This is a genomic window from Sphingomonas sorbitolis, from assembly GCF_036663875.1.
Classification (GTDB): domain Bacteria; phylum Pseudomonadota; class Alphaproteobacteria; order Sphingomonadales; family Sphingomonadaceae; genus Sphingomonas.
In genome coordinates, this window is record NZ_JAXOJS010000009.1 from 12561 (window position 1) to 35621 (window position 23061).

Consider the following 23061-nt stretch of genomic DNA (forward strand, 5'->3'; position numbering starts at 1 on the left):
TTGATCGCTGTACATTGGGTTAAACAAGCGTGTGGCCGTAACTGAGCCTGGTAAGGTCTCATACTAGAGACCGCAGCTCTATTGCGTGGCAATGCCGATAATCGGTGTGTCGTCCTATTTTACGATTTTTGCCTGATACGACGCTGTGCCGCGCGTGGGTGAAATGCCGCAATCTCATAACGGGAATTTACTTATGCGCGCACTGGTTTGGCATGGAAAAGGCGATGTTCGGGTCGATACTGTTGCAGATCCCGAAATCAAGCATCCGCGCGATGCGATCATCAAGGTCTCGGCCTGTGCGATCTGCGGATCCGACCTGCATCTGCTAGACGGCTATCAGCCGACCATGCAGGCAGGCGACATTCTCGGTCACGAGAATATGGGCGTGGTCGTCGCGCTCGGCTCCGAAGTCACCAATCTGAAGATCGGCGACCGCGTCGTCGTGCCGTTCACGATCAGCTGCGGCGACTGCTTCTTTTGTCGCAAGGGGCTGTTCTCCGCCTGCGAGCGGACCAATCCCAACTCCGAGATGGCGATCAAGGCGATGGGTCATTCGCCCGCCGGACTGTTCGGGTTCAGCCACATGCTGGGCGGCTATTGCGGTGGCCAGGCCGAGTATCTGCGCGTGCCGATGGCGGATATCGGCCCGATCAAGGTGCCCGATAGCATCACCGACGAGCAGGCGCTGTTCCTCTCCGACATCTTCCCGACCGGCTATATGGCCGCCGAGAATGCGCAGATCGAGCCAGGCGATACCGTGGCGATCTGGGGCTGCGGTCCGGTCGGCCAGTTCGCGATCCGGTCAGCGCTGATGCTCGGCGCGGGCCGCGTGATCGCGATCGACGAGGTGCCCGAGCGGCTGGCCATGGCCGAGGCCGGCGGTGCGGAGACGATCAACTTCGCCGAGGTCGACAGCGTCTATGACGAGCTCCAGTTCCGCACCAAGGGCCGCGGTCCCGACAGCTGCATCGATGCGGTCGGCGCCGAGGCTTCGGGTCATGGCGCCATCGATGCGGTGATCGATAAGGTGAAGGCGGCAACGTTCCTCGCCACCGACCGTGTCCACGTGCTGCGCGAGGCGATCATGAGCTGCCGGATGGGCGGTACGGTTTCGATTCCCGGCGTCTATGTCGGGATGGGCGACAAGATCCCGATCGGCGCGATGATGAACAAGGGGCTGACGATCAAGACCGGGCAGACCCATGTCCAGGCCTATACCAAGCCGCTGCTCGCACGGATCGAGGCGGGCGATATCGACCCGAGCTTCGTCGTGACGCACCCGGCCAGCCTCGAGGATGCGCCCGAGATGTACCAGAAGTTCCGCGACAAGCAGGACGGTGTCATCAAGGTCGTGCTGCGGCCGTAACCCCGTCCCGACCCGGTCCGCTCCCGTCGAGCGGACCGGGTCGGCCTCTTTTGATCCGCTACATTCAGAAGGACGTACCGATGAGTGACAAGGTTCAGACCCCCGTGCCAGGCAACCCTGAGAGCAAGGGCGCACCTGACGGCGTCTCGGACTCGCCGCGCGGCACCGATGGCGCCGACGTTCACGGCCGCAGCGAGGGCGGCGAAAGCGGTGGTGGGTCCTATCCCAACCCGCATGCCGGCAAGACCGAGACGAACACCGGTTTCATGGCTCATGGGGGCCAGACCGACATCGCCTATCACGGTGGCGGCCAGGCCGGCGAAGACGGCGGCAATGCCGGAAACGGTGTCGCAGGCTCGGATGGCGGTGACCGCACGACGATCGCCGCTGACCCGGATGCTGATCGCACGCCACATGCGATTGCGACTAAGGGCAATGCCATCGAGGTTGTCGAAACGTCAGGCATCGCCGAGGCTGAGGCCACTGGAAAAGTCGGTACCGACGCGCGGTACGAGGAAGAGCAGAAGCAGCCAGGCTCAGGCTAACTTTGAACGCCTAAATAAGCGGCTTGTGCTGTTCAATGCGCCCGAAAGGTAGACCTCTGGATCGTAGTCACGATGTCGCCCGACTGTCGGGCAATGACAGAGGCCTACGCTTACCTAAACGGTCCATGATCATGCCGCCAATAGAGGCTTTACCATAAATCAAGGATTTAAATGGTGTCTAACAATAACCCAGAATTTGATAGGTCGAATGACACAAACGAGCAGGAATACGTCGACATTTTATCAGCCGACGATGCTCACAAAACAGAGAAAGTTACAAAGCCCGGACGGGAAGATATGGATCCTGATGAGGGCAGTGATTAACTATCCGGACAGATTTTGGCTTTAGGAAATTATCATGGGTAAAGATTACGACGCTACGCAGAAAGGCTTTAACGCTAAGATTGAGCGTGATAGTGACGATAATCAGGTTGACAAATCGGACACCACGGGCGGCGAGAGCGGTGCCGGTGGCGGTGAAGACGATAGCAGCACCGAGATCGAAGGCGATGATAGCCACCTTCACGAAGACCAAAAATCACGACGCTTGGAGGTTTGACAGCATTGTGCTTGTATGTTGTTGCCACCTAAAGGCCTGACAAAGCCTCGCAGGTTTGCGCGATGAACTTGCGTGGGGATCGATAGCGCAAAGCGCGGTGTGGATGCACCTCGTTATAATCGGCGAACCAGCCGGGCAGTTGGTCGATGACGCTCTGCGCATCCGGCCTGGGGTTCACGCGGACATAATCGCGCTTGAGAGTGCGAACGAACGCCTCAGCCATGCCATTCGATTGAGGACTGCTGACTGGGGTCGTGCGCGGGATCAACCCGATGTCCCGGGCGAACGCACGTGTGTTGCGAGCGGTGTAGCAGCTGCCGTTGTCGGTAAGCCACTCGATCGGTTCGGGTACGCGGTTCACCTGTCCGTAGCGATGCTCGACCGTGGCGACCATCAAGTCCTGGACGTCCTCTGCGGTGATGCCGCCCGTTGTCGCCACGTGTCTCATGGCCTCGCGGTCGCAGCAGTCGAGCGCGAATGCGACACGCACCTTCTCGCCATTGTCGCAGGTGATCTCCAACCCGTCGGAGCACCAGCGGGTATTGCGCAGATCGACGGCGACCCGGCCATCGTGACGCCGTTCCTCGCGGCGTTCGCCGGCCCGCTGTAGCAGCAGCCCGTGCACCTTCATGACGCGGTAGACGCGTTTCGGATTGGGCACTTTTCGGCCTGGCGGCGCAGCAGAGCATGAACGCGGCGATAGCCGTAGGTCGGCAGATCGGCGACGAGCGCGCGGATGTCGGCGACCAGCTCGGTATCCGGCAGCGGCGGTCGTCCGCGTGGTCGGGGCGCCGGGCGATGGCGCATTGCGGACAGGTGTGGGCGAGTGATGCCGACCGCCTCTGCGACCGCGCTCACCGTCCATCCCGCAGCAACGAGATCGAGCGCAACAGCAGTTTTTTTGGGCCTGCGGCCCGGGACACGGCCTCGCGGAGCAGCTCGTTCTCCATAGCCTTCTTGCCGAGCAGCCGGTGTAGTTCGCGCACCTGCGCCTCAAGCGCTCGGTACTCGGACGCCGGCACCACTTCCTCGCCCGCTGTCGCAGCTGTAGGCGATATCTTGTCGATGTTTTTTATAAAACCAGATGTGGAAATGGTCGATCGTCGTCGGCATCGATACCTAGCGATGCAGCGATAGATTGCAGCAAGGTATGGGAATGCCAATGGGGCTCCCCTGCGTCATCGGCTGCGATGGCAAGATCATACTGAACCTCAACGGCGCGTTCGACAATCTCGACAGCCTGATTTGTGTTCAAAACAGAATGCTCGCAAAGGCCGTGAATCAGGCTTTCGACGAGTAGTAATGCCGCAGCGCCGTGCGCATCGGGCACAGAAGGGATTGTCCCTTGCTCAAAGTTGTTGTCGTTGGTTGTCATTGGACGACTTTCGATACAGGCGGGAGCACACGTGGCTCTCAGCGGCGACGCCTGGTAAAAGTGGCCGACGATGCTCTGTACTACCCCGCCTTCGCGCTCAAAACATCAACCTGCAACAATAATGAACAATAACATTAGGCAATGTTTTAAACGTGGCAGGGGCGGTAAGGCTACATATGATCAATCCGTTTGTGAAAAAATTGAGCGGGTTGGCCGAGCTGACGCCTGGTGACGTTACGTCATTGGAAAAAGCGACATCGCGGCCCCGTCGATACACGGCCCGAAAAGATCTGATCCGCGAAGGCGACGAACCCGGGCCGATGTTTGTCGTGCTTGAAGGCTGGGCGTGCCGGTACAAAATCCTGCCGAGCGGGACGCGCCAGATCATGGCGTTCCTGATGCCTGGTGACGCTTGCGATCTGCACATCAAGCTTCTGGCAGAGATGGATCACAGCATTCAGGCGATCACGCCTGCCCTGGTTGCCACCGTTACCAGGGACGAGATGCACGCGATGATGAGCGCGCATCCGAACATAGCGAGCGCAATGTATTCAGCGCAGCTTGTCGATGAAGGTATCATGCGGGCCTGGATCGTCAGCATGGGGCGGCGCAGTTCGACAGAACGGGTCGCACATCTGATTTGCGAGCTTTACCTCCGCGCGCGTACTATCGGACTGACGGAGGACGAGGAGTTTGCGTTGCCGCTATCTCAGCTGATCCTCGCTGACGCACTTGGCATGACGGCGGTCCACATCAATCGTGTTTTCAAGGAACTACGTTTGACGGGAGCCATGGCGCTCAAACGGGGCAGTGTGACAATTCAGGACCCCGTGAAGCTTGTTCAGATCGCAGGTTTCGACGAGAACTATCTGCATCGCCGGCTGCGCCGAACTGACCGATAATCTGACATGACCGATCGACCGACCGACCGATCGTTCATTGTAGCAGGACACTGTAGAGATCGCGGCGTCGATCCTTCGCTACTGAAACCGGCTCTGTCGACCACTGAACCGCTCCCAGTTGGGAGCGACGTTCGGGACGGACCCGGCGGTCTCAAACAGGAGTTTCGGGAACTGCAAGATTGTTTAAAAACAAAAGGCCGCCCCTTCCGGGACGGCCTTTCCATTGTCAGCCAGTAACGGCTAATTCCTTAGAGCTGGACTTCCCCGCCAGCGGGGGTCGCACTCACAAGGTTCGCCATTAGCGGCGTGATACAATGAGACATTTGACCACCTCCTTCCAGTTGTTGAAACAGTGATTACGAGATGGGTCGGCTGGATCGAGATGCAAGGCGCGAAAGGGTAAAACGAGACCACATCATCAACATTAAGCATTGATCTTGATGTATGTTCGAGACCCTTTCAGACACATCGGTCAAGCGCGGCGGGAGAACGAGTAGGGCCCGTGCGCCCGTTAGACCGGTATCGCGTATGACGCCTGCGTTTCCCCTCCACCGCTTCGCAGAATTTTCCGATCTCACAGTATGCCAGTGCTCGGCTCTCGAAAGCCTCACGTCCCGGCCGCAGCGCTACGAGAAGCGGGCAATAATCCGAACAGAGGATTCGCCTACGTCGTGCGTTTGGCTTTTGCATTCCGGTTGGGTTGGCGCAGCGGTCAATCTCCCCAACGCAAAGCGTCAACTGGTCAAGGTCCACTTGCCTGGTGACGTGCTGGGATCGTCGAGCATGTGCCTCGAGCGGGCTGGTGATACCCTGGAGGCTATATCGGATGCTGTGGTCAGCGCAGTTTCCTACAGCACGCTTGGTCAGATTTTTGTCAACGATCCCCGGCTGGCTGCGACCTTCCTACTGAGCGTTCAGAAGGAGCGCGTATCGTTAATGCACAAGCTGGCCGAAGTCGGTCGGGTATCGGCTTACGAACGCGTTGCGGGGATGATGCTCGACTTGTTGGTGCGCTGTCGCCAGGCAAATATGGCGGACAGTAACGTCATCCATTGCCCTCTCACTCAGGAACAGATCGGCGATATGCTTGGCCTGACTAACGTCCATGTCAACCGGATGCTTCGACAGATGAATGATACAGGCGTAATCGAAGGTATGCATACGCAATTTAGAATTGTCGATGAACCCCGACTTCGATCTCTTGCAATATTTCAAACTAGATTTGCTAGATCGCCGTCCTGGCTGCCGGGAAATACTCCCGATCACGGATAGGTAGACGTATATAGCGCGATAAATCAAACAGCTCGCTGCGGCCTCGGTTACAAGGCTGTTTTAGAGCTGAATCGAACAAGCGTTATATGATTTGTCGGTCCATCGTATTTACGAAGCCGCCAGGAGCTCGAGTAGCGTCATAAAAATATAATGGCGTCCTGAAACGCAACGCTCAGGATAAAATTCCCCGTCTCGTCCTGCACTTCGATGTGACAAGCAAAGCATAGATGACCGTTGGAAATGTCAGCTGCCATTAGCTGACGCGCTTCATGAAGCGCGTTTAGGCGTGCTGCATCGGCATTTATGAAATCCGCACCTTCCTCATCGATAAGAGCATAACCGCGCTCATGGAGATTGAAGAAGAATCGTGCCATTTCAGCATCATGACATGCTTTTGAGCTGGTGTCTGAAATTTCGATCCGCTTTCCATGCCCGGGTTCCTGCGCATTTATCCTCGGCAGCTACTGACGATGTGCAAACCCCAGGCACGGAAGCGCTAACCGTTCCATTGACCTAAAGCGACCCGGTGGCAGCTTATCCGACGTCTGGAACAAGCTGCAGCCCGGGCAACCGCGTCCAGCGCATGATGGCATTGGCATCCATCGGTTTGCCGTACATGTAGCCCTGACCCTCACCGCAGCCGATCGCCAGCAGCGTGCGTTCCTGATCCATTGATTCTATTCCTTCGGCAATCACCGACAGGCCTAGGCCCTTTCCAATGGCAGCGACATTCTCAACGATAACGGCACTTTGTGCGTCCGTTGCGATGTTCATGACGAATGAGCGATCGATTTTGAGGCGCGTCAGCGGGAAGCGCTGTAACGTGCTGAGCGAGGCAAAGCCGGTACCGAAATCATCCAGCGCAATTCCAACGCCGGCGTCGAACAGGCTGCGCATCGGTCGCAGCGCATCGTCATCATGGCGAATGGCGATTGTTTCGGTAATCTCCAGTTCGAGATCTTGCGGACGCAAGGCGTGCGTCATTAGCGCGTTGCTTACCATCGCCTCGAGCGTTCCGGCCCGAAATTGGGAGCCGAACAAGTTTACCCCGACCCGGCCGACATCCAGCCCCAGCTCTCGCCACGCAGCGAATTGCCGGCATGCCTCGTTTAAGACCCAGCAGCCGATCTCATAGGCGACAAGATGGGTCTCAAGGATCGGCATGAAGGTAGCAGGCGGGAGAAGGCCGCGTGTGGGATGTTGCCAACGGAGCAGGGCTTCCACGCCGATAAGCCTACCGTCACGCAGATTGACCTGGGGTTGATAGTGCAGGCGCCACTGACCAAGCTCATAGGCTCGGCGCATTTCGTCCTTGAAGGCGCGCCGCGCCGTCTGCTCGCTCGCCATCGCGGTATCGAAAAGGCAATAGGCGCGTCCGCCCCGCTTTTTGGCACGGAACAGGGCAAGGTCGGCGCGAACCATAAGTTCGTCGACTTCCCCAGCATGCAACGGTGCAATCGCAATGCCGATGCTCGCTCCAACCGAGACTTCATGATCACCAATCGTGAAGTCGTCCGCAAATGCGTCCAGCAAAGCTTGAGCGGCTGCCACAATCCGGAACAGGTCCGTGCACCCGGGCAAGAGTAGCGCAAATTCGTCACCCCCAACCCGCGCCAGCAAGCCGTCGTCGATGACCGCGGTCATGCGAACGGCGATCATTTGAAGAAGCGCATCCCCGGCATCATGCCCGAACGCATCATTGACCAGCTTGAATCCATCCAGATCGATCGCCAGCAACGCTCCCGAATTCTGGTCTTCGAAGCATTGCTCAAGGCCTTGACGAAAACCACCACGGTTCAGCAGGCCGGTAAGATCGTCATGGAGGGCAAGATGCTGGAGTCTGTTCTCGCGCTCACGCCTCTTGGTAATGTCGTGAATTTGACCACCAAATTCGATACCGCCAGGCCCCTCCCAGACCGATAGCGCAAGCTCAGCCGGGAACTCCGAGCCATCACGGTGCCGGGCGATTACCTCCACCCGCTTACCGTTCAAACGAGGTTTGGCCGATCGAGACATGCGCGCGAGACCAGCCGCATGCGCCGCTTGGAAGCGGGCTGGCATGATCAGCTCCAAGGGCCGCCCAATTGCGTCCGATGCCTCGTACCCGAACAGCATGCTGGCCGCCGCATTCCAGTATGTGATTAATCCTACGGCGTCGCATGTTACCAAGGCGACTCCTGTGGCTTCCGAAAGGCTGTTGAGGATCCTGCCAGTCCGGCTTGTGCGGTGTTTTTCAAGACGTTCGGAAACGATGCCGGCAAAGCTGATCAATCGGTCAATTTTGGTCGCCGTAAAATCGAACCGCGGCCTTCGATCCAGAACGCAGAAAGCGCCAAGGCGTACGCCGTCATAGCTGACGAGCGGGGCCCCGGCGTAAAATCTTATTTGCTCGGGCCCGGTAACCAGCGGATTGCACTGAAACCGCTCGTCGAGGGTTGCATCGGGAACAATCAGCGGCTGATTGGACAGGATCGTATGTGCACAGAACGCAATGTCCCGCGGCGTTTGAGAGACACCAAAGCCCCGTTGTCCGTAAAGCCACTGTTGCTCATCATCCATGAGCGTAACGAGGCAGAACGGTACATCGAACAGATCGGCCGCAAGATCGACGATCCGGTCAAACGCATCCGTGGCAGGGCTACCTAGGTCGTAGCTCGGCAAGCTGAGCACCCGCCGTTCTTCATCGGCCGGCTTGCGAATGGGATTAGACAACTGGCACACCTAACACGCTAACTGACGTACTTTATCGGCGCGAAACTGATAGATCACATTGTCTAAAGTTAATATAAACGGTTCTCATCCGGGATCTGAAAGGCATACTGCTCTGACCGATAGCGATGATCCAACACGTCAAGCAGTGGGTAACAGGCATTCCTCGCGCAACGTCAGATAGGTCCGGTTTCCTCCAAAGTGACCGTGATCAAGATAGCCGCACCGGCCCGAGGCGGGAACACCTGTCTCAGCCAGCCAATTTTTCCACAACCTGTTCCCGATCAGATTCCCTGGTAATGAGCAGCCGGCGAAGGAATGGAAAAAGTTCGCGTCGCAAATGTCCTAAGTTTCGAACGTCTCGAATGTCGCTACTTTTGCGACAACGATTAGCACTTTGCGCGTACGCAGAAGTGCTTTTGGAAGACTGCCACGATGCAACGCGTTTGGTCAGTCGGTAGGAACAGGGCTGAAGGGTTTCACCTCCCGGATCACCACCAGCGTCTTGAAGCTGCGGACGCGCTCGTTAGCCGAGAACAGCCGCTGCGCCAGTTGGTCATACCCTTCCATGTCACGCGCAACGATCCGGACCGCAAGGTCGTGATCACCGGTGACGTTCCACGCCTCGATCACCTCCGGCTCCACCTGTAGCAGGTGCCTCATCTCATCGATGGTCCGCGCGTCTTCGCGTTCCAGTGTGACCATCACGATCAGGGAAAGTGGCCAACCCAGCGTCCGCGGCCGAACGATCGCAATCTCTCGTTCGATCACGCCAGTTTCGCGCAGCCGGCGGATACGGCGGTAGCAGGCCGGCGCCGAAAGCCCGACAGCTTCCGCCATATCCGCCATGGGTCGATTTGCATCGAGCTGCAGCAACTCGACCAGCTTCAGATCGAACATATCCATGGCGACCGCTTTTCGCATGGTTACCGGCGTATGCGATAAACTTTATCAAATCACTGCCAATTTTGACCGCACAGATCGTACTCGCTCGGTACATTCGTGCTTCTGATTACTTGCGAGCACTTGATGATCACAGCTACTAGCTCCCGGCGGTTCGGCCAGGGCATCGACCTGACAGCCGTCGGGGCTCTGTTAGGCTCGCTTCTTGCGATCAGCATCGGCGCGTCGTTCGCCAAGGGCCTGTTCCCGGCGATCGGCCCTGAGGGCGCGACTGCACTTCGCCTGATCGTGAGCGCCTGCATGCTATCGGCCGTGTTCCGGCCGTGGCGGGTGATGACCCGATCGGACTGGTGTTCGCTGCTGCCCTACGGGCTGGCGCTCGGGATCATGAACCTCCTCTTTTACAAGGCGCTGACGTTCATCCCGTTGGGGATCGGGATCGCGATTGAGTTCAGCGGGCCGCTCGCGGTCGCGCTGCTGACATCGCGGCGCAAGGCGGACTTCCTGTGGATCGCATTGGCGGTGGCCGGCCTGCTCTTGCTGCTGCCGATCTGGAAGGGCGTCGCCCATCTGGACTGGCGGGGGGTCGCGCTAGCCGCCTCGGCAGGCGCCTGCTGGGCAATTTATATCGTGGTGGGAAAACGGGCGGGGCAGGACCATGGAACCGCCGCGGTCGCGGGCGGCATGATCATTGCGGCCCTGATCACCGCGCCCATCGGAATCTACCACGCAGGGGCGGCGATGCTGCGGCCGGAGGTGCTGGTGCTGGGCGTAATCGTGGGTCTAGTGTCGAGCGCGCTTCCATATACGCTCGAGATCATCGCCCTCCCGCGCTTGCCAACGAACACATTCGGTACGCTCCTGAGCGCCGAGCCCGCGGTCGGTGCTCTGGTCGGCCTCGTCATCCTAGGCGAGACGTTGGCAGGATCGCAGTGGCTGGCAATTGGATTGATCGTCTGCTCATCGGTCGGCGCCGCGCTGACCGCGAAGCGCTAGAAAGCCTGCTGTGGCCTGGATCGTCATCATCGTCGCGGGCCTCTTCGAGGTCGTGTGGGTACCTACACTCGCTTTGGCGCCAAGCCGAACCGGACACCGTGTTCGGCACAGGCTCTGCGCAAGCGCGTGTTGAAAGACGGGACGCTGCCAACGATCAATCCGGTAGTGGACCTCTACAATGCCATCAGCCTTCGCTACGCGGTGCCGGTCGGGGGTGAGAACCTCGGTGCCTATGTGGGTGTGCCGCACCTGACGATCGCCGACGGCAGCGAACCGTTCGATGCAATGTCGAATGGTGAGCAGGTGATCGAGCATCCGTCACCTGGCGAAGTCATCTGGCGCGATGAGGTGGGCGTGACGTGCCGCCGCTGGAACTGGCGGCAGGGCACACGAACACGCCTGAACGGTGGGAAGCGATTCATGTGGTTCGTGCTCGAGGCACTGACCGGGATGTCGCACGACCTGCTCCAGGAAGCCGGCTCGCGGCTCGCTGACGATCTGACCGACCGGTTGCCAGCTGCTTCCGTCAAACTCGTATCGATGCCGCCCGCCTGATCCTGCATCCGCAATCGCAATCGCAATCGCAATGACTGGTCGCGTATGTCCTGATTTTCGCGACAGCCTCACTACGACCAGCGAGCCGAGGGCTGGGCTGTCGCGAATGTCGTTCGCGAAATGCATGCGGGTCGAAACACTTCCGACACCATGACCCCGTTAGGGCGATTTATGACATTCTCATCGATAGCCCCACTCAGGCACCGTCAATATGGGTATAACCAAAAATTACGCCGAGAGTCTGAGCTGTACGATCAGGGTCGATTTGGCAACTGAACAGGTGTCATTTCCATACCCTGGCAGGACAGCTGAAAGGGCAGATTGGCGTCATTCGAAGCGGGGCAGGGGAAGAGGGGCCTCCCTCGCGACCATGGTCTGCGCTGCCCTCTCCAACTGGAGAAGCCTACCCAGCTCATGCATGGGTAAATCCGCCGCCTCCGGAACCAACGTAAATTATAGCGTTTATTGCAAGTCACGGTCGTCCTCCGACTAAGGCCGGTCCGTCCTTGCTACCCTGTGGGGGCGGGCCGTTACCACCCGTAATGGAGTGGTAAGTAGGGCCGGTGCTGTCAGATCCTGCGAACAGCTCTGTCTTGACTGTCTTTTGGTATAATCCATCGGAAAGTTCTCGATCGCGGCAACCTGGTGCATGCTAGCGATCCGTGCCCCCAAGATGGTGATGGGATCACACGGCATGTTTTTTCGAAAATTCCGCAAAGTATGCATGGACTATGGGATCTGTAATCGGGGCGATGAGTGCGTCCACGTCACGAGCGACTGTGCCCGCAGCATGAGGCGTGCTAGCCGGTTGATAGCCCATCGCCCATCCGGAAAAGCTACGCTCAGAGATTTCCCGATCGCTCAACACGACCGAGGCAAAGTGCCGATCATCCGCTTTGATACGGCCATACGTGTTCCTGACCGCTTCCGAGGGGCCTTCGAGCGCCTGAAGAAACCGCCGACCGCCAACGATCAGAAGGCCTGTGACGCCGACCGCCTGGTTGTTACGGCGCGACACGCGCAGAATCTCGTCCAGTGCCTGCGTTGACAGTGCCACGCGCGCGGTACTGATATATATCAATCGTATCAAAGGCCGCCTCCGTGAGGGGAGACGATACAGTCTAAATCATAAACGCCCCGTCAATCCGCGCATGAGCATGCCAGCGACGTACACCAGCACTCTTGCCGTCCCGGTAGGCGCCTGATTCTTGGAAGAGCGGCTGTCCCGCGTTAATTTAATCGATGCCACCAGTTTCCCGAGAACTGTCTGTTCGCCTTGTCTCCGGTCGCGCCGCACGGGACGCGTCGACCGCTGATCATGTCGCCTTGCGACTTAAAAAGATAAGCGTCCTCCTGCCAACCTCAAGAATGACGTCGACATGCGAGTCGGTCGGGCCGGCACCGAACGATGCCGGCCCGCTCCGTCACATTGCGTTTGCCATTGCAGTGGCTTCGGCGATATCCTTGGCGCCGCCAAGATCCTCGCCCGTGATAAGTCCGGCACCCGGCCCCGCACCAAGATCAACGCCCGTTTCCGGATCGCTCGAGGGATCAGAAGCAGTTCGCGCTGCCAGCTTATCGGCAACCGCCTGATCGTCCTTGGTAAGCCTTACCGATGCCGTGCCATCACCTTCGTCGATCGGCATGGTTTGCTCGAGATCGTCGATACGCTCCCACTGATCGCCCGAATTCCACGGGCCTGAAGTGTCCCCTTCACCCTGCGACGTGTTGACGTACAGGTTCGCATATTTCTCGATCCCGGGCAGCTTGCCCGAGGGGAAGTTGTCTTCCATCGCATACAGTGCCTTTTCGAACGACTTCTGATGCGCGACTTCGCGCGTCATCAAAAAGCCGAGCGCGTCTTTGATGCCTGGATCGTCGGTGATCGCGATCAGGCGCTCGTAAACGATTTTCGCGCGGCTTTCAGCGGCGATGTTGGAGCGCAGATCACAGCTCGGATCGCCGCGGCTGTCGACGTATGCCGCAGTCCAGGGAACGCCGGACGAGTTGGTCAGCGATGGACCGCCGCCATACAACAGCGACTGGGTGTGGCTGTTACCGCCCGACGTCATTGACATGTAAAGGTCGGCCTCTTTCATCGACGCCTCGGCAAGCTGTGCCTTGGCACCCTTGTTGAGCATCGCAACGATCGAGCCGATGACTTCAAGATGGCTCAACTCTTCCGTCGCGATATCGAGCAACAGATCCTTGCGTCCCGCGTCAAGTTCACCCAGGCCTTGCGTAAAATACCGCATTGCTGCCGCCAATTCGCCATCGGCCCCACCAAATTGCTCGAGCATCAACGATGCAAGTACCGGGTTGGGTTCCGCAACACGCACAGTGTATTGCAGTCGCTTGTTGTGCATGAACATTATCATAATCCTTCGATCGTGCTTCGAAGGCATCAGCGATTTCGCCGTCGCCATCGTTCCTTTTGCGATGCATTCTCAAGCAATTATATTTCGTATTGATCATCATCAATACAAGATAATATAAAATCTCTCAGTATATCCGCGAGCAAGTTAAGAAATTAAAATGATTTAGGTGTCAGTATTGCGCGAGATCAATATGCGGCATCTGTTATCTGATATTGGGTATATCTGGTAATCCCGTGCAAGATATATGATTTGGACTGCCAAGATTTGACGCCCCCTCCAAAATCAAAAATTGTCTTACGCGATATCGTATAGATTTGGAGCAATAGGTCCGAAATACCGGAACCCGAATAACGGCTCTGGTCGTTACGCGTCGGTACCAAATCAGGGCCGCACCAGCGGTAGGAGGGGAATAGAATGGCTGATCCAGAAAATACCGACGGAGCGCCTCCGCGGTCGATACACATCGAAAAGAAGAAAACGAATTGGCTTGCCTGGATCGCGCTAGCTGCAGGCGTTCTGGCGCTCTTGTTTGCGCTGAGCCGCTGCGGTCATGACGAGAGCGTCGCCGTTGCACCGTCGCCCGGCTCGACGCCGACCGAAGTCGTAGCGACGACGCCAGGTGTAGCCTCTGCAACAGCACTTGGCGGTACCTCTGGCCTCGGCAGCTACCTGGGCGGGACCGAAGCTGCGCCGCGGACATTCCAGTTCGAGCAGCTGACCTTCGATACGGCAAAGAGCACGCTGCGCCCCGGCGACGCGCAGGAGGTGGCGACCATTGCTACCGTTCTCAAGCAGTACGGTAACACGCATGTCCGCATCGCAGGCTACGCCGACGCTCGCGGGCCGGCAGCCGCCAACGTCGCTCTCGGCGAGGCACGCGCGGACGCTGTCAAAGCCGGCCTGGTCGCACAGGGCATCGATGCCGCGCGCATCGAGACCGTCTCTGGCGGTGAGGCCGACCCCGTCGACACCAACGCGACGACGGCTGGTCAGGCCGAGAACCGTCGCACCGAGCTTGTCGTGACCTCACGCTAATCAATTGACATATCTGGAGACTATCTATGACCCGTACCATCACCGCGTTATTCGATGACCGTAGCGATGCCGAAGCTGCACAGGCGCGGTTGAAGCAGTCGCGTGTCGATGCCGATCATATCCGCATTCATGACAAGTCCAGCGACGGTTACAGCGAAACCGCACACTCGACGCATGAAGATCGCGGTATCTGGGCATCGATCAAGAACGCGTTCTTGCCGGACCACGACCGTCATACCTACGAGGAAGGCGTACGCCGTGGCGGCTACCTTCTGACGGCGGACGTCGACGATGATGCTGTCGGCGAGGCCGTCAGTGTCTTGGAAGAAGCCAACACGGTCGACATCGACGAGCGCGCCGAATCCTGGCGTTCATCGGGCTGGGACTATGCGCCTGCCGAGGCTGCGGCAACCGCTGCCAGCTATGGTCTCGATGCTTCGCCGGATCGGGCGTTTGCCACGTCTGGCGATGACATTGCACCAGCTAATACGTCGTCGATCTACGGTCGCCGTGATCTCGACCGCGGTTCGTCGCGCGTCCGTTCGTACGGCAACAATCACAGCACCGGCAGCAAGGCCAAGGGCATGGCCGACGAGGCGCTTGGAAACGTCAAGCAGGCTGCTGGCAGCGTGTTCGGGAATGAGAGCCTGAAGCACGACGGTATCGAACAGGAACGTCGCGGCGAGATCGAGCAGGGCAAGGGCCCGGACCGCTCGTAAGCTGATGTGGAGCGGTGGCAGTGCCATCGCTCCTTTCTATTGCAATGTTTCACATCGACTGATGCGCGCGCTGCTGCGGCAAGGTTTCGTTACCTCCCGGGAAAACCCGTCATGATCGCCGCTTCCGGGTTTCCGGATACATACATCCTCGTTCTTACCGGCTTTGGCCTGCTTACTGCGCTTGTCGTGTGGTTGCCCCTGGCTCTCCGCAAGCTGCCGCTATCATTGCCGATCGTGTGCATCACGCTTGGTGCTGCACTGTTCTCGCTCCCGCAGGTCACGTTGAGGCCGCTGCCGCTTCTCTACCCCGAGATCACCGAACGATTCACAGAGTTCGTCGTCATCATCGCGCTGATGGGCGCAGGCCTGAAGATCGACCGGGTTTTCCGATGGAGCGACTGGGTGGTCACATGGCGGCTTCTCGCCATCACGATGCCACTTGGCATTCTTGCGATTACCGTAGTGACGGCATGGGGTATGGGACTGCCATGGGCGATCGCGCTGCTGCTCGCGGCCAGCCTGGCGCCGACGGATCCTGTTCTCGCAGCCGACATTCAGGTTGGCCCACCCAAGAGTGAGGACGAAGATGAAGTACGGTTTGGACTGACGTCCGAAGCCGGGCTCAACGATGGGTTTGCGTTTCCGTTCGTCCATCTCGCCATCATGCTGGCGGCCGCGGCCGGGACACATCAGTCGGTGTTGGGCGAATGGCTGAGTTACCGGGTCTTATGGGAGATCGGTGCTGGCGTGGGTGCCGGATGGCTGATCGGCCGCGCCTTTGGGTGGGTGACCTTTCATGTCCCGGCACAGACCAAGCTCGCCCAGACCGGTGACGGACTGATCGCGCTGGCGGCGACCTGCATCTCCTACGGCTTTACTGAACTCATCCATTGCTACGGCTTCCTTGCCGTGTTCGTGACAGCACTGACGTTTCGGGGGACGCACCGGACCCACGACTTTCATCACGACATGCACGACGTCACCGAGCAGATCGAGCGACTGGCGATGATGGTGTTGCTGCTGCTGTTTGGCGGTGCGCTGGTCAGCGGGCTCCTGGCGTCGGTTTCGCTGACCGATGTGGCCATCGCGCTCGTGATCCTGCTGGTCATCCGGCCGATCACAGGCCTTATCGGTCTATTCGGTCACCGAGCGGATCGCTCTGAGAAGCTGACTCTTGCTTTTTTCGGCATTCGCGGCGTCGGATCGATCTACTATCTGGCGTACGGGCTGAGCCACATTCACGTGGATGCCGCTGAGCGCCTTTGGGGCCTTCTCGGACTGGTCGTGCTGTTCTCGATCGTTCTGCACGGGCTCACCGTGACGCCAGTCATGCGTCTCCTCGATCAGCAACATGGTCGAGATCCAGACAAGGATGCGCCGCCAGCCGTGGGCGTGTGAGACAACTCTGAATCAGGGATCGTATCGAAACTGGCGTGTACCGAGAAAACGGTGATCGCATGCCAGGTGCAAGAAACGCGTAAAGGGACGAGGCATGACTGAGACGAGCAAGACGGACGCAAGGGGGCACGATGCCGCCAGTCCCTGGGCTATCCCGGCAAAGGGCTGGAAGGACATTGCGCTTCGAGCATGGAAGGAGGCAGGCCAGGATAACATCAGCCTGGTAGCCTCCGGCGTGGCTTTCTGCGGCGTCCTCGCCATGGTGCCCATGCTCGGCGCGGTGGTGCTAAGCTATGGGCTTGTAGCGACACCTGAGACGGTCATGAAGAATGTCCAGTCGCTGACGTCGGTCATGCCAACCGATGCTGCCAAGCTCATCGGTGAACAGCTGGCCAACGTTGTCACCACGTCGGACGGCAAAAAGGGGTTCGGCCTCCTCCTTGCGCTCGCCATTGCCTTGTACGGTGCGATGAAGGGCGCAACCGCGCTCATCACCTCGCTGAACATCGCCTATGACGAAGAGGAAACGCGCAGCTTCATTCGGCTGAACCTCATCGCGCTCGCTATCACTGCCGGCGCGGTCCTCATCGCGATCTTCGCGATCATAGCCATTGCGGCGATGGGAAGTCTGGATACGCTGTTTCCCTCAGCTCCCGCCATCCTTCTCATAGCGGGCAAGGTCGTCTCGTACATCGTCATGGCCGGAGTAGGCGCTGCAGCTGCTGCAACGCTCTACCGCTACGCACCAAACCGAGACGAGGCCAAATGGACGTGGCTGACGCCCGGCTCGGTACTGACGACGGTGTTGTGGCTGGTCGTTACTCTGGGCTTCGGGTTCTACGTGGCAAACTTTGGCAGCTACGATGCGACCTACGGATCGCTCGGCGCGGCGATTGTTCTGCTGACCTGGCTCTATTTGTCTGCCTACATTCTGTTGCTCGGTGCCGAGTTCAATTGCGAACTGGAACGCCAGACCACGCAGGACACGACCAAGGGAGCTAGCAAATCGCTGGGAGATCGCGGTGCATACGCGGCCGACACGGTAGCGTCCGGACCCGACGTAGCGCCGCAGCCGGGACCGGGCCCGCAGGCTTCGGCCAGTGACGAAGAAGTATCCCGTGCCTCACCGCCTACGCCGTCTGCACTAAGGGAATACGCGGCCAGCCGCATCGCCGTGCGCGTAGCGCGCATAACAGGCCTCGGCAGAGCCGGCATGGTGCCGTCCATCATCGTTACGAGCGGGCTCGTTCTCCTGCGACGTCGCGACAAGGCTATCATGGGGGCAGGGCTGCTGGCCATTGGCGGAGGGCTTAGTTGGCTCTCGGGACAACCGCCCCACTCTCGTACGACCGAAATGGCTGATTGAGCGCCGCGCCTTTGACGAAGACCTTCCACTCCAAGGGCCCAGCCCAGGCAGCGGTAGCCGGACCCATGGGCGCCGACATTTGTTGGTACCCATCAAATAAGGAAGCTGACGTGAACCTCAACGACTTACTGCCAGATGGCGGCATCGATGCCCTTGCTGCTCACCTCGGCATACCGCGTGATCAAGCTCAGCGTGGTGCCGCGGCCCTGTTGCCCGCCGTTCTTAGCGGCATGGGCAACAACACGGCGCAAGTGGATGCTCATGCAAACGAACTTGGTGGTGCGGACCTTGCTTCCAATGTGCTGGGCAACGAGCCGACGCAAATCGATCAGGGGAATCAGCTTCTCGGCGGTATCTTCGGATCGAAAGACGGTAGCCGTGAAGTCGCCAACAACGCTGCGCAAGGCAGCGGGCTCGCCCCCGAGCTGCTGAAACAGATGCTACCGATCCTGGTCATGCTGGTGGTCGGTCATCTGACCGGGCGGTCCGGTGGACAGCAGGGCGGCCTCGGTGGAATCCTGGGGTCGGTACTTGGTAGCCTAGGTGGTGCTGGCGCCACTGGCTCAGCCCCAACGGGCGGTCTTGGCGGCGGATTGGGCGGTATTCTCGGCTCGGTCTTTGGGGAGCGTCGATAACGCCGTTCGCCATCAGGCTGCCGTGTTGGCTTAACGGGTGGTTTGAACGGCGGGAACGGATCGCGGCATCGCCGGTCCGCATGCCATTGAGACTGCTGACATTACTGAGGAACGCGTACGGTGCAGAGACGAGGAAACAAGCGGGCTGGCCCCGTAGCGATCATCATCTTCATCATGATCGTAGCACTGGTGATCACGATTTGCTGGCTTGTCGCCCAGAGCCTGCAAAAAGATCCAAACGGTCCGCCGCGCGGTAGCCAGACGCTTCCGGCACAGGCTGCTCAGGGAACGGTGGGAACTCCGCCTCCGGAAATGGGGCCCGCGCATTAAGGGCAAGAATGATGTTGGTCCATCATCCTCGCAAAGGGTGAGTACGGCGAACTAAAGCCAGAGGAGCTGCAGCTTGTGCAGCTTCCTCTGGACTGACGCACTTAGTTGCGCAGGCTGTCTGGAACTATACCGCCGTTGTCGGCAAGCTTTTGCATCACAGCCTTATGAAGGGCAATGTTCTGCTCGGCAGAGCCGTCGTCTGCAGCATGGACATTCAGTTCGCTGGCAAGTTCCTTGCGGGCTGTCAGACTGGAATCGAGGTCGAGCAGCTTCAGAAGATCGACGATCGAGCTCTGGTAGTTGCCGCCGCCATCTTTCATCGATGCCATTTCGCTGAGGACCGCACCGACATCGACGGACTGCTGAGGCGCTGCTGGGGCGGGCTGAGCGGCAGCAGCTGGCGTTGCCTGTGGCGCAGCCTGGGGTGCAGCGGCAGGAGCCTGAGCCGGCGCAGCCGCTGGCGCGGCATTGTGATGGAAAACCTTGTTCATGATCGTGCTGAAGATGCTCATTGCCGTGTCCCGATAAGGCCGGCAGCGGTGCCGGCAGACAGGGTAAACGAACACGCCCTACGATCGGTCCGAAGTTCGTTGCAAGGGCGGAACGGTCCCATCGAGGCACGCGTTGACCCGCCAGCAACGAACGACCGAATGGAGACGATAATGAATATGAAGACCCTGGCACTGGTATCGGTAGCGGCGCTCTCATTGGCTGCCTGCGGCAAAAAGGCTGAAAATACGCCCGCCGTCGATAACAGCACCTATGCCAACACGACCGCCATGGACGCGAACGCCACTGCTTCCAACGACGCCATGGCAACACCCGCCTCAGGTGGCCAGGCTTTCGTAAACATGGCCGCTGCAAGCGACGCGTACGAGATCGAGACATCGAAGCTCGCTGTAACCAACGGTGGGTCTGCTGCAGTGAAAAAGTTCGCTGGCCAGATGATCACGGCGCATGAGGGTTCGACTGCCAAGCTGAAAGCTCTGACGGCTACGCTCTCGCCAGCCCTGACGCCCAACCCGGCGCTCAATGCCGAGCAGCAGCAGAAGCTTGCTGATCTGAAGACCAAGCAGGGCGCTGATTTCGACACCGCGTATGCAGCTGTCCAGGTCGCGGGGCATCAACAGACGCTCGATACGCTCAAGGGTTATGCCGCAACCGGTGACGTGCCCCAGTTGAAGACGTTCGCGGCGAGCTTGGCGCCTACGGTTGCAGCGCATCTCAACATGGCGAAAGCGCTCAAGTCTTAAGTCCGTCATTGGACGATAGTGTTCTCATCCGAGAGGTGCGTCATGACGCGAACCTCTCGGTTTTGTCTGTCCCGACATCGGGATAGCGATACTGTGCAATACCTCGTGCCGGGTCTCGACGTGACCGATACGCGAGCTCCGGCAAGAAGGTTTTCGTATGAGCAGTCCTGACAACATAGCCGGCTACACCGATGTGGTGACCGGTAGTCGCGACTCTCCCGGGGATAATCCTGGTGCGGCGCAAATCCGATCAGCCTCAGCGCCAGAACTCAAGACGTTGGCCGGCGTAGCTGTCGGTACGCTTGTCATTGCCGCCCTGTATTTTGGTCAAGACGTACTCATACCAATCACCCTGGCGGTGATGCTTTCGTTCGTTCTGTCACCCGTCGTGAACCTGTTACAGCGTCTGCGCCTTTGGCGGGCGCCTGCCGTGATCTTGACCGTCATAGCAGCTCTGGGTCTCCTGGGTCTGTTCGGCGCGCTCATCGGCAGTCAGGCGGCGTCGCTGACTGTGAACGCGCCGCAATATGCCCGCACCATCGAAGCCAAGGTTCAGGGGGTTCAGGGGTTTGCTGTTGCACGCCTTGCCTCGATCACAAAGGAACTGGGGGGCTCGCGACCAACTACCCGGCCACGTGCCGCGCCGCCAACGCTGGCAACACCGTCGGTTGTGACAGCGTCCGACCAACGCCACCCTATTCCGGTGGAAGTCGTCCAAGGCAGCACGTCGCCGTTTGCGATCGCACGTACGGTTCTCGAACCTATCCTAGGCCCGCTGGAAACGACGGTCATCGTACTCATCGTCGCGATCTTCGTCCTGATGCAGAAGGAGGATCTGCGCGATCGCTTTATCCGCGTGTTCGGATCGAGCGACCTGCACCGCACGACGCGTGCTATCGATGACGCCGGTCAGCGCCTGAGCAAGTACTTCCTTTCCCAGCTGGCCGTAAACACGTGCTTCGGTGTCGTTATCGGCCTTGGTCTATGGCTGATCGGCATACCATCGCCGGCCATGTGGGGCGTGATGGCGGGTCTGCTGCGCTTCGTACCCTATATCGGGCCGTTCCTGGCAGCAGTGGCTCCTGCGGCGCTCGGTGCGGCCGTGGATCCAGGCTGGGGCATGGCGCTGGAAGTCGTAGCGCTCTTCGTGATCATTGAGCCGCTTACCGGTTATGTCGTCGAACCATTGCTCTATGGCCACTCGACGGGCCTTTCGCCCGTATCGGTGATCGTATCGGCGATCTTCTGGACGTGGCTTTGGGGGCCGATCGGGCTGATCATGTCCACACCGCTGACGCTATGTCTGGTGGTCATGGGGCGCCATGTGAAGAGCCTCGAGTTCTTCGACGTCCTCCTGGGTGACAGACCAGCGCTGACACCTGTTGAAAGCTTCTATCAGCGCATCCTGGCGCGGAACCCGGACGAGGCTTTGGCACAGGCCGAGATGCTTCTCGCTGACCGCTCTCTTACAGAATACTATGACGGCGTCGTGCTCGAGGGATTGAAGCTGGCGGTCGAGGATGAGGCGCGTGGGACGATTGACCAGGCTGGCGCAGATCAGATGACCAAATCCATGATGTCCGTCATCGAGGACCTACAGCCGGCGCCCGAAGTGACACAGTCTGACAGGACGATACCGGCCCAAACGGTTGCCTGCGTTGCCGGGCACGGTCCGTTCGATGACGCCGTGACCGCAATGCTTGCGCAGTTGCTTGGCCAACAGGGGGTGCAAGCACGGCGTGTCCCCAATAGCGCGGTCTCAAGGGATAACGTTCAGACGTTGGACCTTGCCGGCGTCGATGTGATCGCAGTCTCCTATCTGGAGGTATCCGGCTCACCTGCAAAGCTCCGTTACCTCGTTCGACGATTGCGCGCGCGTGCTCCGAACGCGCGTATTGTTGTCGGTTTGTGGCCACAAGGAGAGGCGGCCCTCAGCGATACTTCGATCCAGCAAGTTTTGGGCGCGGACCGATATGTCAGTTCGTTGGATGGTGCGGTCGCAGATATTGTAAAGTCCGAACCCCACTCAAAAGCGGCCTAGCCGACTAAATACGTAAACGTTCCCGCAACGACGCCAGATATTCACGCAATGTTCCGGTATGTTACAGAGCGACTGTTTTATCCTCGCATTGCAGCGACGTCAGGGTGAAGTCAGCGCGATTAGGTTGGCGTTCACCAGATATTTCGGGGGTCGCCAGGGGTCGGGATGGTCCTGACTTTTTGGATGGGACGGAAACGGTATGAGCAAGCCAGCAGACCACTTGGGCGCCACAGAAGACGAAAACCTCAGCATGCTCACGGTCTTAATGGCGGACATGCGGGTGGCGATGATCACAACCACGGACGCCGATGGCCGCATGGTGAGCAGGCCGATGGCGCTTCAGACAGTCGAGTTCGACGGAGACCTTTGGTTTTTCACTAAGCGGAATGGTCGCAAGATTGAACATGTCAGCAGGCAGCCGCGCGTCAACGTGGCCCTATCGTCCAGCAGCGCTTGGATTTCTCTGACCGGCACGGCCGAAGTCATAGAAGATACCGAAAAGGCGAAGGCGCTTTGGAATGCCGGCATCTCGGCCTGGTTTCCCGACGGCCCCGAGGACCCCGAAATTGTTTTGCTTAAAATTCACGCTGATGGAGCCGAGTACTGGGATACCCCCGGTGCGGCGATCGTGACGGCAATCTCTTTGATCAAGTCGCGCATCACCGGCAGGCCGCATCACATTGAGGACGTGAAGATCAATCTTTGAGGTGCTCAGTACGGCCTA

At 59.0% G+C, this 23061-nt stretch carries 22 protein-coding genes and 1 pseudogene; 15 read left to right on the forward strand and 8 right to left on the reverse strand.

Features of this window, described 5'->3' with window-relative positions; genetic code table 11:
• The first annotated feature begins 193 nt into the window (after positions 1–193).
• The 3 genes from U1763_RS19160 to U1763_RS19170 all read left to right on the forward strand — a co-directional run bounded on the left by U1763_RS19160 (position 194) and on the right by U1763_RS19170 (position 2470).
• A complete protein-coding gene (locus U1763_RS19160; protein ID WP_332756521.1) occupies positions 194–1366 on the forward strand; it encodes a zinc-dependent alcohol dehydrogenase in 1173 nt (390 codons plus the stop codon).
• An 80-nt stretch (positions 1367–1446) separates the two neighbouring features.
• Positions 1447–1911 carry a hypothetical protein gene (locus U1763_RS19165; protein ID WP_332756522.1) on the forward strand — a complete coding sequence of 155 codons (465 nt, stop codon included), beginning with the start codon at positions 1447–1449 and terminating at the stop codon, positions 1909–1911.
• A gap of 358 nt (positions 1912–2269) precedes the next feature.
• Positions 2270–2470: a hypothetical protein gene (locus U1763_RS19170; protein ID WP_332756523.1), complete on the forward strand. Its 201-nt coding sequence runs from the start codon at positions 2270–2272 to the stop codon at positions 2468–2470.
• Positions 2471–2498: 28 nt separating this feature from the next.
• Here the strand turns inward: U1763_RS19170 and U1763_RS19175 are convergent.
• Both U1763_RS19175 and U1763_RS19180 read right to left on the reverse strand, forming a co-directional pair.
• A pseudogene (locus U1763_RS19175) lies at positions 2499–3519 on the reverse strand (IS3 family transposase); the annotation flags it as partial.
• A gap of 23 nt (positions 3520–3542) precedes the next feature.
• Positions 3543–3845: a hypothetical protein gene (locus U1763_RS19180; protein ID WP_332756524.1), complete on the reverse strand. Its 303-nt coding sequence runs from the start codon at positions 3843–3845 to the stop codon at positions 3543–3545.
• Positions 3846–4021: 176 nt separating this feature from the next.
• On the opposite strand from U1763_RS19180, the gene U1763_RS19185 reads away from it, so the two are divergent.
• The gene (locus U1763_RS19185; protein ID WP_332756525.1) at positions 4022–4747 is read left to right on the forward strand and encodes a Crp/Fnr family transcriptional regulator; all 726 of its coding nucleotides are present in this window, start codon (positions 4022–4024) and stop codon (positions 4745–4747) included.
• A gap of 528 nt (positions 4748–5275) precedes the next feature.
• Complete coding sequence (locus tag U1763_RS19190; RefSeq protein ID WP_332756526.1) at positions 5276–6019, forward strand: Crp/Fnr family transcriptional regulator; 744 nt, start codon at positions 5276–5278, stop codon at positions 6017–6019.
• A 137-nt stretch (positions 6020–6156) separates the two neighbouring features.
• On the opposite strand, the gene U1763_RS19195 is transcribed toward U1763_RS19190, so the two are convergent.
• The 3 genes from U1763_RS19195 to U1763_RS19205 form a co-directional block, all read right to left on the reverse strand.
• Positions 6157–6393: a DUF6894 family protein gene (locus U1763_RS19195; RefSeq protein ID WP_332756527.1), complete on the reverse strand. Its 237-nt coding sequence runs from the start codon at positions 6391–6393 to the stop codon at positions 6157–6159.
• 160 nt (positions 6394–6553) lie between these two features.
• Complete coding sequence (locus U1763_RS19200) at positions 6554–8731, reverse strand: sensor domain-containing phosphodiesterase (RefSeq protein WP_332756528.1); 2178 nt, start codon at positions 8729–8731, stop codon at positions 6554–6556.
• 447 nt (positions 8732–9178) lie between these two features.
• Complete coding sequence (locus tag U1763_RS19205) at positions 9179–9634, reverse strand: Lrp/AsnC family transcriptional regulator (protein ID WP_332756529.1); 456 nt, start codon at positions 9632–9634, stop codon at positions 9179–9181.
• Between the two features lie 123 nt (positions 9635–9757).
• On the opposite strand from U1763_RS19205, the gene U1763_RS19210 reads away from it, so the two are divergent.
• Entirely contained in the window at positions 9758–10627 is an 870-nt protein-coding gene (locus U1763_RS19210) for an EamA family transporter (RefSeq protein ID WP_332756530.1), read from the forward strand.
• 54 nt (positions 10628–10681) lie between these two features.
• Positions 10682–11182, forward strand: coding sequence for a B3/B4 domain-containing protein (locus U1763_RS19215; protein WP_332756531.1), 501 nt, complete (start codon positions 10682–10684; stop codon positions 11180–11182).
• Positions 11183–11867: 685 nt separating this feature from the next.
• On the opposite strand, the gene U1763_RS19220 is transcribed toward U1763_RS19215, so the two are convergent.
• The gene (locus tag U1763_RS19220) at positions 11868–12272 is read right to left on the reverse strand and encodes a BLUF domain-containing protein (protein WP_332756532.1); all 405 of its coding nucleotides are present in this window, start codon (positions 12270–12272) and stop codon (positions 11868–11870) included.
• 334 nt (positions 12273–12606) lie between these two features.
• The gene (locus U1763_RS19225; protein ID WP_332756533.1) at positions 12607–13554 is read right to left on the reverse strand and encodes a manganese catalase family protein; all 948 of its coding nucleotides are present in this window, start codon (positions 13552–13554) and stop codon (positions 12607–12609) included.
• Between the two features lie 420 nt (positions 13555–13974).
• On the opposite strand from U1763_RS19225, the gene U1763_RS19230 reads away from it, so the two are divergent.
• The 5 genes from U1763_RS19230 (at position 13975) to U1763_RS19250 (ending at position 18713) form a co-directional block, all read left to right on the forward strand.
• Entirely contained in the window at positions 13975–14595 is a 621-nt protein-coding gene (locus U1763_RS19230; RefSeq protein ID WP_332756534.1) for an OmpA family protein, read from the forward strand.
• A 26-nt stretch (positions 14596–14621) separates the two neighbouring features.
• Entirely contained in the window at positions 14622–15314 is a 693-nt protein-coding gene (locus U1763_RS19235) for a CsbD family protein (protein ID WP_332756535.1), read from the forward strand.
• Between the two features lie 111 nt (positions 15315–15425).
• The gene (locus U1763_RS19240; protein WP_332756536.1) at positions 15426–16712 is read left to right on the forward strand and encodes a cation:proton antiporter; all 1287 of its coding nucleotides are present in this window, start codon (positions 15426–15428) and stop codon (positions 16710–16712) included.
• Positions 16713–16806: 94 nt separating this feature from the next.
• Positions 16807–18078, forward strand: a complete 1272-nt coding sequence (locus U1763_RS19245) for a YihY/virulence factor BrkB family protein (protein WP_332756537.1) — start codon at positions 16807–16809, stop codon at positions 18076–18078.
• Between the two features lie 110 nt (positions 18079–18188).
• Positions 18189–18713: a DUF937 domain-containing protein gene (locus U1763_RS19250; RefSeq protein ID WP_332756538.1), complete on the forward strand. Its 525-nt coding sequence runs from the start codon at positions 18189–18191 to the stop codon at positions 18711–18713.
• Positions 18714–19144: 431 nt separating this feature from the next.
• Here U1763_RS19250 and U1763_RS19255 read toward each other — a convergent pair whose 3' ends face one another.
• A complete protein-coding gene (locus U1763_RS19255; RefSeq protein ID WP_332756539.1) occupies positions 19145–19555 on the reverse strand; it encodes a DUF3597 family protein in 411 nt (136 codons plus the stop codon).
• Between the two features lie 156 nt (positions 19556–19711).
• On the opposite strand from U1763_RS19255, the gene U1763_RS19260 reads away from it, so the two are divergent.
• The 3 genes from U1763_RS19260 (at position 19712) to U1763_RS19270 (ending at position 23043) form a co-directional block, all read left to right on the forward strand.
• Positions 19712–20296: a DUF4142 domain-containing protein gene (locus tag U1763_RS19260; protein ID WP_332756576.1), complete on the forward strand. Its 585-nt coding sequence runs from the start codon at positions 19712–19714 to the stop codon at positions 20294–20296.
• A gap of 157 nt (positions 20297–20453) precedes the next feature.
• Positions 20454–22337 (forward strand): AI-2E family transporter, encoded by a 1884-nt coding sequence (locus tag U1763_RS19265; RefSeq protein WP_332756540.1) that lies wholly within the window; start codon positions 20454–20456, stop codon positions 22335–22337.
• Positions 22338–22536: 199 nt separating this feature from the next.
• Entirely contained in the window at positions 22537–23043 is a 507-nt protein-coding gene (locus tag U1763_RS19270) for a pyridoxamine 5'-phosphate oxidase family protein (RefSeq protein WP_332756541.1), read from the forward strand.
• Positions 23044–23061: the final 18 nt, after the last annotated feature.